The following is a 13,409-nucleotide window of genomic DNA, read 5'->3' as shown; positions in this document are numbered from 1 at the left end:
TTTTTGGCTCTACGCGGCTGGCCTGCGTCGCGTCTTGAGTTCTCTTTTGTGTCGTGACGTTTGTCTGATTCACGCGGCTTAGGAGGCGTGGACAAGAGCGTCTTGGCCAGCTTCTCTAGGTCTTTCTCGTCTTGAGATTTTCGGGGTTTAGCCATGTTCAAGCTGTACCTAAAACCGTTCGGGACGGAACCGCCAGATGCGCCAGAGTTCTACGAACTCTTTGGTCGTTGCGCCGTCTTGTGGGGTCGGCTCGATAGTACCTTGGAATATGTGCTCGTTGAACTGGCCGCGCTACCTTCGGCAGCAGACATTCGACCACGTGAAATTCCGGTATCATTTAAGCGGAAGATCAAGCTCTGGAGAAAGCTATACCAAACGCTTCCGGAGGTATCTGGAAGGCAATCCAGGGCTCTCAAGTTCGCGGACGACGCAGTAGCGCTGTCCCAAAAACGAAACCCACTCATCCATGCGGTTATTGGATTCAGTGGCTCTGACACCGCCGCGTCAGGCATCCATTACAAGCAGGACGGACCTAGAACGCTTTACCGAAGATTCAAGGTCGAAAAGAAGGATTTGGAGACGCTGTTGATTGAGACAAACAACCTTCTACAAAGGCTTGCTCCGTTCACCCTCCACGCTTGGTCTCAAGGCTTCCAGCCAGAAACTCAACCGCCTTCTTCAGAACCGGCAGAGAAGTAAACATCTCGTCCTGGTCCTCGATCCCGAGTTCAACGGCTAGAGATTCATGGTCGCCATTCGCCCAGCGATCTAACCACGAAGCAGCAATCTTCAGACGCTCACAATCGTAAGCAACCAGCCTGTCACGCAGGTCCGAATCTAACTCGCTCTTATCTGCTTTGTCATCCATATAAATGGGAATATCGTCCTATACACTCTAAGAGCGAACACAACGGCGGGGATAGGAAAGCCGCCCGGTCACCGTCGGGCCGACCGCCTGTGCCCGCGAAACTCCCCGGCCGTCAAAGGCGTGCATGCTTCTGCGCTAGCGACGAGGTTGGAGAGTGCCATGCGGTTGGAGACGAGCGGAGAAGCGGGCGAGCCCCCTGAGAACAGACCCTGGCGGCTCGGGAAGATTTATCGCGGAGACGGCTTCGGGGATGGCTTGGCGAACGTGCCAGCTTATGAGAGACAGCGGGATCTTCCTCGCTTGGTGCCGCTCTGGCCCCACGAGATCCGGGATGGCTCGCGCGCGGGACGGCTGCGCGTTCTTTCGCACCTGTCTCGCGCCATGCAGGCGGAGCGCCGGCGCGCCATGGCCGGGAAGACGGACTACGACCTGAACCGGCATCTCGCCCTGTTCCGCGCCCTGAAGAGGGAACGGGAGGACTTCGCCCGCTTCGGGATCTGGCCTTCGAGGAATTGGCCTTCGAGGATTGGCGCGCGCGCCCAAGGTCGCGCCTTGCGCCCTAGGCGCGGGCTGCCTCCGGCTCTTGCAGGGCGGCGTAATACGCCGTGAACTCGGTTGCCATTCCGGTGTCGGCCTCGCCCGTGTCCATGTCGTGGCAGAGAATGCGATCGACGCGAACGCCGTCGTCCGACAAGGGCAGCCGCAGCCAGGAAAGCACCACGTGTTCGCGATCGTCTGTCGGCCCGCGCACCACGCCTTGAGCGCAAACGGCCTCGGTCGCGATGCGCGAATGGATGCCGTACCAGGGCGTGGCCCAGCGCCCCGCGAACACCTCCGGCAGCCGCAGGCCCGTGATCTCTTGCCCGTAAATGTCCCGCAAACGTGTGCCCGCAAGCCGGTAATAGCCGCGATCGAAACCTTCGCGGAGATCGATCAGACCGAGATGCGGCAGGAGATGGGGAAATTTCAGCGGATCGAAATCCGCCCGCGCCGGCATCGCCCGTCCATCAGCGATTTCGTGCCAGTACGCGAAAAGTACACGCTGTTCCGGCAGCGCCAACTGTGCCCGGAAGGCGCAATCGGACAGCATCTTTCCCCCTCGCAAAATCGAATCGGCCCGCCCTCCGACTATGGGCGCGTTGCGCCGTCACATGCAAGAGAGCCGATCGATTTCCCCAAACATCACAAGGAGTTGTGCCGATACGGCGCGGACACACCCGATCTTGCGATCCAGCCCCGAAAGAGCCGGCGCGGCGCCCGGGGCCGGGGATACCGTTTGCGGAATCATGACAGCCACGCCGCGCCAGAAGCGCCGCAGCCGTGGTCTTGTGGGGGCGTGTTGAAGGAGGACCTTGGAGCCGTGTCTTTGCGACGGGCCTTGGCGATGGGCCTTAACGCTCGGCCCTGCGGGGGTCTTCCCGAAGGCGCGTCTTGGAAACGCGTTCCGCGCTAGCGGCGGCGCTGACCGAGCCCCATGCGCTTGGCCAGATCCGAACGGGCCGCGGCGTAGTTCGGCGCAACCATCGGATAGTCGTGCGGCAAGCCCCACTTCTCCCGATACTCTTCGGGCGACAGATCGTAGTGGGTCCGCAGATGGCGCTTCAGCGATTTGAACTTTTTGCCGTCTTCCAAGCAGATAATATATTCCGACGTCACGGACTTCTTGACCGGAACGGCGGGCCGGAGCTCTTCCTTGACGGGCTGGCCGCCAGAACTGGAGGCCTTCTTCAAGGCATCGAACACGTTGTTGATAAGGGCCGGCAAGTCCGTGGCCACGACAGTGTTGTTGCTGACATAGGCCGAAACAATCTCTGCCGTCAGTTCAACAAGCTCGTCCTTATCCACCACTGCGTCCATGATTTGGCTCCTTATGCCGTCCCCGTCCGGATTTGAACGTCCAAAACAGCGATTCTGCGACTCAACACGCGTTTCCTACAATCATGCGCTATTTGAAAGTCACCAAATTGCGCCGTTTTTGTGGCCAGAAACTTCGAAACTACGGAATCTAAATGCCCTTGTGTGGGTTTAGTTCCAGCGATTTGCTTCGTATAGCACCTTCAGCTGGAATAGCAACGCACCATTTCTCGCGAAGACTGTGGAAAAGTGCACCATCAGCCGCAGATTTGCAATTTTGTCTGCGCTGATTGGCCGCTGAGTTCGTTTGCATTGCCGGTAACCTGAAGATGACCCAGAAAGAGGGAGGTCACGGATAGGCGTTGCTGAATCAAGCTTGCGTGACACCTCTTAGGGACATGGGCCTGCCACCCTATATTCTCCGGTGAGCACCAAAACGATCGATGGAAAAGGCACCCCATGAGCGACACCGATAACAAGACCGGCTCGACAAATCCCACGACCGACGAGGATTGGCGCGAGCGCCTCACGCCCGAGCAGTTCCACGTGACGCGCGAACACGGCACCGAGCGCGCCTTCAGCCATCCCTATCATCAGGAGAAGCGCACCGGCATGTACCGCTGCGTTTGCTGCGGCGCGCCGCTGTTCAGCTCCGACACGAAGTTCGATTCCGGCACCGGCTGGCCGAGCTTCACCGACGTCGCCGACGCCGATACGGTGACGAAACACGAGGACAACAGCTACGGCATGCGCCGTGTCGAGGTGCGCTGCGCGTCCTGCGACGCCCATCTGGGGCACGTCTTTCCGGACGGACCAGGGGATACGGGCTTGCGCTACTGCATCAACGGCTGCGCCCTCGCGCTTGACACGGGCGGCGCGGACGGCAACACGTCGGGCTAGTTTCCGAAAGCGGCATGTGCCCTCATGCGCCCTTCGCGCGGGGGGCGCATGCCGTACTCAACTATGGCCCGATTACGCTCAGATTAGACGTATTCCTATGAACAAACCCGACATCGCCAGGCGCGGCCCCATAGCGCCCCGCCGCCCCTCTCACGCGCACCATCACGGCATCGACCGCGAAGACGACTACGCCTGGCTGCGCGCCGACAACTGGCAGGCGGTGATGCGCGACCCCGCCGTTCTCCCCCAGGATATCCGCGCGCATCTTGAGGCGGAGAACGCCCATACGGCGGCTGTGATGGGGGATACCGAGGCCCTTCAGGAGACGCTCTTTGCGGAAATGAAGGGGCGGATCAAGGAAGACGATTCCTCCGTGCCGGCGCCCGACGGCCCGTTCGACTACTACGTTCGCTATGTGACCGGCGGGCAGCAGCCGCTGTTTTGCCGGCGCCCGCGCGGCGGCGGCGAAGAGACCGTCCTGATCGACGGAAACGCGCTCGCCGAAGGCCACGCCTATTTCCGCATCGCGCAGGTGGCGCACAGCCCCGACCACAAATTCATCGCCTACGCCGTCGACACCAAGGGCTCGGAATATTTCACAGCCAAGGTCATCGACGCCGAAACCGGCGCCACCGTCGACGACGCGATCACCGATGCCTGCGGGGGACTCGAATGGGCCGCGAACAGCAAGACGCTGCTCTATGTCTGGCTCGACGAGGAGCACCGGCCCCGCAAGCTCTTCGGTCATGGGATCGGCGCGGACGGCGCGGATCGTCTGATCCACGACCAGACCGATCCGGGCCTGTTTCTCGATATCGACCTGACCCAGGACCGTAAGTACCTCCTGCTCGGCACCCACGACCACGAGACCTCCGAGGTCAGCCTGATCGACGCGACCGACCCTTACGCCGCGCCCCGGCTCATCGCCCGGCGCGAGCCCGAGCACGAATACTCCGTGTGCCACCACGAGGGCCGCCTGATCATCCTGACCAATTCCGGCGGCGCCGAAGACTTCCGCATCGTCGAAGCGCCCGCCGACGATCCGGCGCCCGCGAACTGGGTGGAGATCGAGCCGCACCGGCCCGGGCGGCTGATCCTCGACGTGATTGCCTTCAAGGACTTCCTCGTGCGGCTCGAGCGGGAGAACGGTCTGCCGCGCATCGTCATCCGCCGCTTCGCCGACGGCACCGAACACGAGATCGCCTTCGACGAAGAGGCCTACGCGCTCGGCATGAGCGCCGGCTACGAATACGACACGACGAGCTTGCGCTTCACCTACGCATCCATGACGACGCCGTCCCAGACCTACGACTACGACATGGCGACACGCGAACGGACCTTGCGCAAGACGCAGGAGATCCCGAGCGGCCACGATCCGAGCCAATACGTGACGCGCCGCGTCTTCGCTCCGGCCAAGGACGGCGAGACCGTCCCCGTGTCCCTGCTCTACCGGAAGGACACGCCGCTCGACGGCACCGCGCCGCTGCTGCTCTACGGCTACGGCTCGTACGGCATGACCATTCCGGCGGGCTTCATGACCAACGCGCTGTCCCTCGTCGATCGCGGCTTCGTCTACGCCATCGCCCATATTCGCGGCGGCAAGGACAAGGGCTTTGCCTGGTACAAGAACGGCAAGCGCGCGAAGAAGCTGAACAGTTTCACGGATTTCATCGCGGCGGGCGAATATCTGGCCGACCGGAACTTCACCTCGCGCGGCAAGATCGTCGCCCATGGCGGCAGCGCCGGCGGCATGCTGATGGGCGCCGTCGCCAACATGGCGCCGGATCTGTTCCTCGGCATCATCGCCGAAGTGCCCTTTGTGGACGTGCTGACGACGATGCTCGATGCGAGCCTGCCGCTCACCCCGCCCGAATGGCCCGAATGGGGCAACCCGATCGAAAGCGCCGACGACTACAAGACCATCGCCGCCTATTCGCCTTACGACAATGTGCGCGCGCAAGACTATCCCAACATCCTGGCGCTGGCCGGGCTCACGGACCCGCGTGTGACCTATTGGGAGCCCGCGAAATGGATCGCCAAGCTCCGCGAAGTGAGCACGGGCGACAATCTCCTGCTCCTGAAGACGAATATGGAGGCGGGCCACGCCGGCGCCTCCGGCCGCTTCGACCGGCTGAAAGAGGTCGCGCTGTCCTATGCGTTTGCGTTGAAGCTGGCGGACCGCGCCGAGGCTTAACAGCGCCGCACCAGCTTGGGGGTCTTGTGTGTTTTCGCTACACTCTGACTCGTCATGCCCGGACACTTCCAATGCGCTACCGCTTCGCTACTTGAGCGCGGGTCCGGCCATGACGAGGAAACGGACGAACTTGAGGGTGCCCAATTCCGCACCACGCCACTTACTTCGTCATGCCCGGACTTGATCCGGGCATCCACGATTTGCAGACTCGCCCCATGCGCGGTGGCTGGGTCTATATCCTCACAAACAAGCCCAACGGCATTCTGTACACGGGCGTCACGCGCGACCTCGCGCGACGAGCGTTCGAGCATAGAGACGGTGTGGCGCCAGGATTCACACGTCGCTACGGCCTGAAGCGACTTGTGTGGTGCGAACACCATGAGACGATCACCGCGGCGATCCAGAGGGAGAAAAACATCAAGCATTGGTCCCGCGCCTGGAAGGTGCGGCTCATTCTGGCGGACAATCCCGATTGGGACGATCTCTACGTATCGCTCAATCAGTGAAGACGTGGATGGCCGGGTCAAGCCCGGCCATGACAACACTGAGAAACTATCGATGTCAGCGTCCTACATTCTGACTCGTCATGCCCGGACACTTCCAATGCGCTACCGCTTCGCTACTTGAGCGCGGGTCCGGCCATGACGGCATAACTGGCGCCGGCACTTTCCGCATCCCACCGCCATGGCGGGCCAATGACCTAAAGCCTTGCGGGCCTTACCATCTTGGACCCAAGATGGTCGGGCAGCAGTCGACGAACGGGCGCCCGACCATGGACCTTCTCGATATCTTGGCGTTTGTTTGGTTTTGCCTGTGCTACTTCGGCTATGCCTGGGCCGTAAGCTACGGCCCGCTGAAATCGCGGCGCGGGCTGGTTGCCGCCGTCAACGACCGCCGCCTGCAATGGATGGAGACGGCGCTCAGGCGCGACATCCGGATCATGGACTCGCAGCTCCTGACCTCGCTTTCGAGCGGCAACGCCTTCTTTGCTTCCACGTCGGTGCTCGTCCTGGGCGGCCTCACGGCCATGCTCGGCTCCGCGGACGACGTGAAGACCCGCCTCGAGCAGCTTCCTTTCGTCACGGACGCACCTCTCGTCTCGTGGGAGTTCAAGATCCTGTTCCTCATGGGACTGATGATCATGGCGTTCTTCGCCTTTGCCTGGGCGTTCCGGCTTACGCACTATGTCGGGACCATGTTCGGCGCCTTGCCGTTGCATCCGGACGCCGACACCGAGGAAGCCAAGATCCATGCCAAAAAGACGGCGCAGCTCGTCGCGCTGTCCGGCCGCCATCTCAATTCGGGGCTACGGACGATCTATTTTGCGATCGCCGGTCTCGCTTGGTTCGTGAGTCCGATCTTGTTCGCGATTGGATGCGCGCTGGTGACAGTCATCGTCTACCGCCGCGAATACAAATCGGAAGCCTTCACCGTGATCGACATCTAAGGCAGTCGCGTCTTGCATGGATGCGATTCTCCGCCGGCATGCCCTAGTCGGACGCGGGCCATCTATGCGACAGTGCCGCCCATGCTGCTCTCCCGCGAAAAATCCCAAGTCCTCATCGTCGACGTCCAGGACAAGCTCCTGAAAGCCATTTCGGGGGCGGACAAGGTCGTCGACCGCTGCGTGCGGCTCGTGCTCGCCGCCCGCAAGCTCGGCATCCCCATCACCCTGTCGGAGCAATACCCGCAAGGACTGGGCCCGACCCACGATTCGGTCCGCGACGCCTTCGCCAACGACGGCTTCCTCGCCGACAAGACCGAGTTCTCCTGCATGCGCAACGACATGTTGCGGGACCGCCTCCACACGCTTCGCCGCGACGGGCGCTCTCAGGTCGTGATCGGCGGGATCGAGGCCCATGTCTGCGTGACCCAGACGGCCATGGACCTCGAAGCGCAAGGGTTCGAGGCCTTCGTGGTCGCCGACGCGGTGGGATCGCGTTCCAAGAGCAGCTACAAGCTCGCATTGTCGCGCCTGCAGCGGTCCGGCGTCGACGTGGTGGACTCCGAAATGGTGCTCTTCGAGTGGATGGAGCGCGCGGGCACGCCCGAGTTCAAGGCGCTCCAGGCGCTGGTCAAATAGCGCGTCCCTCTCCGGGCGCCCTAGAAGTCGATCCGCATCACGGCCCGCCTGGGCGTCGGCCGGCAGACCTCGGTGAAACCGGCCGCGGCGAAGATGCTACGGCTGCCGACATGGAGCTCTCCCCAGGGAACGTCCTGACCCGGGCGCGTGACCATGGGATAGCTTCGAGCGCACGCGCGCCGCGCGTCCGGGCGAAATCGACCGCCGCGGCGGCAAGTGCGCGGCTGACACCCCGGCGGCGGGTAGCCGCGCGCGTGAAAACGCAGGTCACGGCCCAGACGCTTCCGTCGGTCTTGTCCTCTGCCCGGCCCAGCCAGGGAACGCGGTACACCCGCAACAGACCCGCATAGGACGTGCGCGGCTCGACGGCGCACCAGCCGACGGGCTCGCCATCGAGATATGCGACGAGGCCGCTGGTGCCGCTTGCCCCCCGGCGTCCGCAATTGGTCTGGCTCCGCAGCCGCTCGGCCCGGACCTCGGCCGGAAACGAGCCGAAGGATTCGCGCGGGCGCAACTTGTACCGCTGGCACTGGCACCTGGCCGCCTCCCCGCGCCGGCCGAACACCGCCCTCAAATCGCTCCAACGCGCCTCGTTGGCGGGGACTATTCGCAGTGCCGCATCGCTCGTCATGGTGTCGTGCCCTTCTCCCGCCCCGGATAAGCGACGTTAAGGTTCCTGAACGGACCCTGCATTTCCGGTTCAGCTTACGTTCAGGTGGAAAATCGCAATCTCATACGCGTCAGATCCCTGTAGCTGATGTAGCGAACCTTCCTCGGCACCGGGCGTGGAGTTCAGGGGCTCCACGCCCACCCCCGTTTTCCAAGACAATTGAAGCCGCTAGGGCCTTGCCGCCCGGGACGCTCAAGGGCGCCTGTCGCCCTTCGACGCGCCCGGTTGCTTCGGCCTGCCGCACGCTTTAGCTTCGCGCCGTCCGGTATTCTTTTCACCCCCTAGTTCGCGGAGACCGAAAGTGGCATTCGAACTCGCACCCCTCCCCTACGCATACGATTCCCTACAGCCTTATATGTCGGCCGAAACGCTCGAGTACCACCACGACAAGCACCACAAGGCTTACGTGGACAATCTCAACAAGCTGATCGAAGGCACCGACTACGAGGGCAAGGACCTCGAGACCATCATCAAGGAAAGCTTCGGCAAGGACGCGGGCGTCTTCAACAACGCCGCGCAGAACTTCAACCACATCCATTTCTGGCCCTGGATGACCAAGGACGGCGGCGGCAAGAAAGTGCCGGGCGCGATCCTGGCGCTGATCGACCGCGACCTCGGCGGCTTCGACAAGTTCCGGGCCGACTTCCTTGCCGCCGGCGCGACCCAGTTCGGGTCCGGCTGGGCCTGGCTGACGCTGAAGGACGGCAAGCTGGAAGTGACCAAGACGCCCAACGGCGAGAACCCGCTGGTCCATGGCGGCTGGCCGCTGCTCGGCTGCGATGTGTGGGAGCACTCCTATTACATCGACTACCGCAACGCGCGCCCGAAATATCTGGAAGCCTGGTTCGACAATCTCATCAACTGGGACCATGTCGAAGAGCTCTACGCCCAGGCACCCGGCGCGTAGCATAGACCTGCGTTCCGTCTATCGAAGCGGGCGTCCCCAAGATCCCATGGTCGAAGGCGGGCGCCCGTTTTCTTTTGGGCTTCGCGTTTAAGCCTCCGCGTCCGCCATGGCGGTCTCGACGGCCTCGCTCGCGTCCAGCCAGCGCGCCTCGGCCTCTTCGATCTCGCGGAGGATCCGGCCCCGCTCCTTCATGAGATCGCTCGCTTGCGCCGGTGCCGCCTCGATCAGCTTCGCATCGACCGCGTCGCGTTTGGCCGCGAGCGCCTTCATGTCCGCTTCGGCCTTCGCGACCGCCTTGCGCAACGGCTTGGTGCGCTCGCGCGCGTCCGCCGCGGCTTTGCGCTTCTCCTTGCGGTCCACCTTCGGCACCGGCGCCTTCGGCGCTTCAGCCTGCACCTTGCCGCGGCCGTTGCGCTTGCCGGAGCGCGCCGCGCCGAGCACGCTGTCCCGATAATCCTCGAGCGTGCCGTCGAACGCGCGGGACGTACCCCCGTCGACCAGCAGCAGCCGGTCGGCGATGAGGCTCAGCAGATGCCGGTCGTGGCTGACCACGATGACCGCGCCGCCGAACCCGGCCAGCGCCTGCACAAGCGCCTCGCGCGCATCCACGTCGAGATGGTTGGTGGGCTCGTCGAGGATCAGGATATGCGGCGCATCGCGCGTCACCAGCGCCAGCGACAGCCGCGCGCGCTCCCCGCCCGACAGCGCACTGATCTGGACGCCGACCTTGTCGCCCGAGAAGCCGAAGCGCGCGAGATGGGTCCGCACCTCGCCCGGCTTCGCGTACGGCATCGCGCGCTCCATGTGCTGGAGCGGCGTGTCCTCCGGCACCAACTCCTCGATCTGATGCTGCGCGAAATAGCCGACATTGAGCTTGCCGCTTCTCTTGATGCGCCCGTCCATAATCTGCACGCCATTGGGCCCGACCTGTCCCGCAAGCGCGCGGGCGAGCGTGGTCTTGCCGTTGCCGTTCCGGCCCACGAGCGCGATCCGGTCGTCCGGATCGATGCGCAGATCGATATGCGACAGCACCGGGTGGCCGGGCACGTAGCCGACCGCCACGTCGTCCAGCATCACCAGCGGCGGCTTCACCTCCTTGGGCGAGGGAAAGTCGAACACGAGCGAGGCGTCGTCGAACATTTCGGCTTGCGGCGCCATGCGCTCAAGCGCCTTCAGGCGGCTCTGGGCCTGGCGCGCCGTATGGGCCTTGTAGCGCCAGCGGTCCACATAGGCTTGCAGCTTCTGGCGCTTGGCCTCTTGCTTGGCGCGCATGGCCGCGTCCTGCGCCTGGCGTTCGCGGCGCTGGCGCTCGAACTGCTCGTAATTGCCCACATAGAGCGTGGTCTTGCCGTGGTCCACATGCACGATGTGGCTCGCGACCGTGTTCAGCATGTCGCGCTCGTGGCTCACCACGATCAGGCTGGCGGGGTAGGCCTTGAGGAAGGATTCGAGCCACAGCGCCGCCTCCAGATCGAGATGGTTCGACGGCTCGTCGAGCAGCAGCAGGTCGGGCTCGGAGAACAGCAGCGCGGCAAGCGCCACGCGCATGCGCCAGCCGCCGGAGAACTCGTCGAGCGGCCGGTGCTGGGCCTCCTCGGGAAAACCCAGCCCGGCCAGAATGCGCGCGGCCCGCGACGGCGCGCCATGGGCGTCGATCGCGTTGAGGCGCTCGTGGATCTCGGCGATGCGGTGCGCGTCGGTGGCCATCTCGGCTTCGTCCAGCAGCGCGGCGCGCTCTTCGGCGGCCGCCAGCACCGTCTCGAACGGCGTGGCGCTGCCGCCCGGCGCATCCTGTTTGAGATAGCCGATGCGCGTGCCCGCCGGCGCCTCGATACGCCCTTCGTCGGGCTCGTAGATCCCGGCGATCATCTTGAGCAGCGAGGACTTGCCCGCGCCGTTGCGGCCCACGAGCCCCACGCGGGCTTTGGGCGGCATGGCGACGGAGGCCCGGTCCAGAATGACATGGCCGCCGAGACGCAAAGTGATGGCATCGAGCGTGAACATGGCGCCCGTTTAGCACATCGGCAGTGGCAGACCGAGCGTCAACGTTTTCGGATGCGCGAGGCACCCTGGGCTGGCGGAATTGTCTGAAACGGCTCATAGCCCGAGCCATCGTCGTCCTTGTTGTCGCTCTCTTTTTCTTCCTTCTCAGTCGATTCAAGCCGGTTGTCCTCGCCCGCATCGAGGAGCTTGTAACCACCACGCGACTGCCCCCCGAGCGCGTTGCGCCGGATCGCGTCTTCCAGCACGCGCGTCGCCATGGGCACCACCGCGCGCACCACGGATTTGCCAAGCGCCGTCCAAAAGCCGTCGCCGCGCGACCCGCCGGACGACTTCTTGGCGGGCTCGGCTTTCTCCGCCTCGGCCGCCGCCTTGGCCCGCTCTTCCGTCCGCTTCTGCAGGATCTCGTGGGCGGACTCCCGGTCCACCGATTCGTCGTACTTGCCGGCGACCGGGTCCTTCTCCATGAGGGCCTCGCGCTCCTCCGGCGCGATCGGCCCCACCTGCGAGGACGGCGGCTTGACGTAGGTGTGCTGGACCATGCTGGGCTGGCCCTTCTCGTCGAGCGTCGAAACCAGCGCCTCGCCGATGCCCATGGACATGATCATCTGTTCCGTATCGAGGTCCGGATTGGGCCGGAACGTCTCGGCCGCCGACTTGGTCGCCTTCTGCTCCGCCGGCGTGAAAGCGCGCAAGGCATGCTGCACCCGGTTGCCGAGCTGGCGCGAGACCGTGTCGGGCACGTCGCGCGGGTTCTGCGTCACGAAATAGACGCCGACGCCCTTGGACCGGATCAGGCGCACCACCTGCTCGACCTTTTCAAGCAGCGCCTTGGGCGCATCGCGGAACAGCAAATGCGCCTCGTCGAAGAAGAAGACCAGCTTCGGTTTCTTCGGATCGCCGATCTCGGGCAGTTCCTCGAACAGCTCCGACAGGAGGAACAACAGGAACGTCGCGTAGAGGCGCGGGCTCTGCATCAGCTTGTCGGCGGCAAGCACCCCGATATAGCCGCGCCCCTCGTCGTCGGTGCGCATCAGGTCCTTGCCCACGTCGAGGGCAGGCTCGCCGAAGAAATGATCGCCCCCCTGCTGCTCCAGCACCAGCAATTGACGCTGGATGGCGCCGATCGAGACCTTGCTGACCGTGCCGTATTTGGTGGTTGAGGTCTTTGGCGCGCGCGCGAGGTCCTCCAGCAGCGACTGCAAGTCCTTGAGGTCCAGTAGCGGCAGCTTCTCGTCGTCGGCGATGCGGAAGGCGATGTTCAGCACGCCTTCCTGGGCCTCGCTGAGATCCATCAGGCGCGACAGCATCAGCGGCCCGAGCTCCGAAACGGTGGTGCGCACCGGGTGCCCCTGCTCGCCGAACAGGTCCCAGAAGATCACGGGATGGGCGGTGAACTTCACATCGTAGCCGATCATGGCCGCGCGCTCTTCGATCCAAGGCTTCGCCTTGCCCATGGCGGCGACGCCGGACAAATCGCCCTTCACGTCGGCGCAGAACACGGGCACGCCCGCGTCGGAAAAACTCTCCGCGAGCCCCTGGAGCGTCACGGTCTTGCCGGTGCCGGTGGCGCCGGTGATGAGGCCGTGCCGGTTTGCGAGCTTCAGAAGGATGTATTCGGGTTTGGTGCTCTTGCCGATGAAGACGCAATCGTCGGGAATCTCGATCGGCTCCACGGGCGCCTCTTCGGCGGCACTGTCCTCGGCCGGCTTTTCGCTCTTGGTATCCGTGCTCTTCGCCTTGGTCCGCCGTGCCATCCCGATCTCCCTCATGCGCGCGCCGTCTTCGCGCCCCGATCCCGTCGCGGCACTCTAACTTCCACACGCGCATTCCGCCAAGACGGCCATTTACCCCGCAGGGAGCTGCCATCGGCCCCACCCACCTTGGGTTTCTTGCCGCGCGGGCTTCGTGCTAGGAGAAAATCCAGAACCA

The 13,409-nt window shown here is 63.9% G+C and carries 12 protein-coding genes and 1 pseudogene; 7 read left to right on the top strand and 6 right to left on the bottom strand.

Annotated features, from left to right (window positions below; translation table 11 throughout):
- Positions 1-153 precede the first annotated feature (153 nt).
- Positions 154-699, top strand: a complete 546-nt coding sequence (locus tag AUC68_RS16480) for a hypothetical protein (RefSeq protein WP_141701247.1) — start codon at positions 154-156, stop codon at positions 697-699.
- Between the two features lie 728 nt (positions 700-1,427).
- Here the strand turns inward: AUC68_RS16480 and AUC68_RS11870 are convergent.
- Both AUC68_RS11870 and AUC68_RS11865 read right to left on the bottom strand, forming a co-directional pair.
- Positions 1,428-1,958 (bottom strand): PAS domain-containing protein, encoded by a 531-nt coding sequence (locus AUC68_RS11870; protein ID WP_069437853.1) that lies wholly within the window; start codon positions 1,956-1,958, stop codon positions 1,428-1,430.
- A gap of 359 nt (positions 1,959-2,317) precedes the next feature.
- Entirely contained in the window at positions 2,318-2,725 is a 408-nt protein-coding gene (locus AUC68_RS11865) for a Ros/MucR family transcriptional regulator (protein ID WP_069437852.1), read from the bottom strand.
- A 456-nt stretch (positions 2,726-3,181) separates the two neighbouring features.
- Here AUC68_RS11865 and msrB point away from each other — a divergent pair, with 456 nt between their 5' ends.
- The 5 genes from msrB (at position 3,182) to AUC68_RS11840 (ending at position 7,899) form a co-directional block, all read left to right on the top strand.
- Positions 3,182-3,622: a peptide-methionine (R)-S-oxide reductase MsrB gene (msrB, locus tag AUC68_RS11860; protein WP_069437851.1), complete on the top strand. Its 441-nt coding sequence runs from the start codon at positions 3,182-3,184 to the stop codon at positions 3,620-3,622.
- Between the two features lie 97 nt (positions 3,623-3,719).
- Positions 3,720-5,816: a S9 family peptidase gene (locus AUC68_RS11855; RefSeq protein ID WP_069437850.1), complete on the top strand. Its 2,097-nt coding sequence runs from the start codon at positions 3,720-3,722 to the stop codon at positions 5,814-5,816.
- 215 nt (positions 5,817-6,031) lie between these two features.
- Positions 6,032-6,322 (top strand): GIY-YIG nuclease family protein, encoded by a 291-nt coding sequence (locus AUC68_RS11850; RefSeq protein WP_069437849.1) that lies wholly within the window; start codon positions 6,032-6,034, stop codon positions 6,320-6,322.
- 230 nt (positions 6,323-6,552) lie between these two features.
- A complete protein-coding gene (locus AUC68_RS11845; RefSeq protein WP_158008303.1) occupies positions 6,553-7,263 on the top strand; it encodes a DUF599 domain-containing protein in 711 nt (236 codons plus the stop codon).
- Positions 7,264-7,344: 81 nt separating this feature from the next.
- Positions 7,345-7,899, top strand: a complete 555-nt coding sequence (locus AUC68_RS11840) for an isochorismatase family protein (protein ID WP_069437848.1) — start codon at positions 7,345-7,347, stop codon at positions 7,897-7,899.
- A 20-nt stretch (positions 7,900-7,919) separates the two neighbouring features.
- On the opposite strand, the gene AUC68_RS18190 is transcribed toward AUC68_RS11840, so the two are convergent.
- Both AUC68_RS18190 and AUC68_RS18765 read right to left on the bottom strand, forming a co-directional pair.
- The gene (locus AUC68_RS18190; RefSeq protein ID WP_280138554.1) at positions 7,920-8,054 is read right to left on the bottom strand and encodes a hypothetical protein; all 135 of its coding nucleotides are present in this window, start codon (positions 8,052-8,054) and stop codon (positions 7,920-7,922) included.
- Between the two features lie 17 nt (positions 8,055-8,071).
- A pseudogene (locus AUC68_RS18765) lies at positions 8,072-8,530 on the bottom strand (GNAT family N-acetyltransferase); the annotation flags it as partial.
- Between the two features lie 340 nt (positions 8,531-8,870).
- On the opposite strand from AUC68_RS18765, the gene AUC68_RS11830 reads away from it, so the two are divergent.
- Complete coding sequence (locus tag AUC68_RS11830) at positions 8,871-9,476, top strand: superoxide dismutase (protein ID WP_069437847.1); 606 nt, start codon at positions 8,871-8,873, stop codon at positions 9,474-9,476.
- An 87-nt stretch (positions 9,477-9,563) separates the two neighbouring features.
- On the opposite strand, the gene AUC68_RS11825 is transcribed toward AUC68_RS11830, so the two are convergent.
- Together AUC68_RS11825 and AUC68_RS11820 are read right to left on the bottom strand one after the other, a co-directional pair.
- Positions 9,564-11,480: an ABC-F family ATP-binding cassette domain-containing protein gene (locus AUC68_RS11825; RefSeq protein WP_069437846.1), complete on the bottom strand. Its 1,917-nt coding sequence runs from the start codon at positions 11,478-11,480 to the stop codon at positions 9,564-9,566.
- Positions 11,481-11,518: 38 nt separating this feature from the next.
- Positions 11,519-13,234 carry a helicase HerA-like domain-containing protein gene (locus AUC68_RS11820; protein WP_083240746.1) on the bottom strand — a complete coding sequence of 572 codons (1,716 nt, stop codon included), beginning with the start codon at positions 13,232-13,234 and terminating at the stop codon, positions 11,519-11,521.
- Positions 13,235-13,409: the final 175 nt, after the last annotated feature.

It is taken from the genome of Methyloceanibacter methanicus (assembly GCF_001723285.1).
Classification (GTDB): Bacteria; Pseudomonadota; Alphaproteobacteria; order Rhizobiales; family Methyloligellaceae; genus Methyloceanibacter; species Methyloceanibacter methanicus.
Note: the sequence above shows the minus strand (reverse complement) of the source record. Positions and strands in the feature narration are given on the sequence as shown.

Bases quoted from the DNA above. Each gene is read 5' to 3' on its own strand.
- AUC68_RS16480 (WP_141701247.1), top strand. From the start codon at position 154: ATGTTCAAGCTGTACCTAAAACCGTTCGGGACGGAACCGCCAGATGCG.
- AUC68_RS11870 (WP_069437853.1), bottom strand. From the start codon at position 1,958: ATGCTGTCCGATTGCGCCTTCCGGGCACAGTTGGCGCTGCCGGAACAG.
- AUC68_RS11865 (WP_069437852.1), bottom strand. From the start codon at position 2,725: ATGGACGCAGTGGTGGATAAGGACGAGCTTGTTGAACTGACGGCAGAG.
- msrB (WP_069437851.1), top strand. From the start codon at position 3,182: ATGAGCGACACCGATAACAAGACCGGCTCGACAAATCCCACGACCGAC.
- AUC68_RS11855 (WP_069437850.1), top strand. From the start codon at position 3,720: ATGAACAAACCCGACATCGCCAGGCGCGGCCCCATAGCGCCCCGCCGC.
- AUC68_RS11850 (WP_069437849.1), top strand. From the start codon at position 6,032: ATGCGCGGTGGCTGGGTCTATATCCTCACAAACAAGCCCAACGGCATT.
- AUC68_RS11845 (WP_158008303.1), top strand. From the start codon at position 6,553: ATGGTCGGGCAGCAGTCGACGAACGGGCGCCCGACCATGGACCTTCTC.
- AUC68_RS11840 (WP_069437848.1), top strand. From the start codon at position 7,345: ATGCTGCTCTCCCGCGAAAAATCCCAAGTCCTCATCGTCGACGTCCAG.
- AUC68_RS18190 (WP_280138554.1), bottom strand. From the start codon at position 8,054: ATGGTCACGCGCCCGGGTCAGGACGTTCCCTGGGGAGAGCTCCATGTC.
- AUC68_RS11825 (WP_069437846.1), bottom strand. From the start codon at position 11,480: ATGTTCACGCTCGATGCCATCACTTTGCGTCTCGGCGGCCATGTCATT.
- AUC68_RS11820 (WP_083240746.1), bottom strand. From the start codon at position 13,234: ATGGCACGGCGGACCAAGGCGAAGAGCACGGATACCAAGAGCGAAAAG.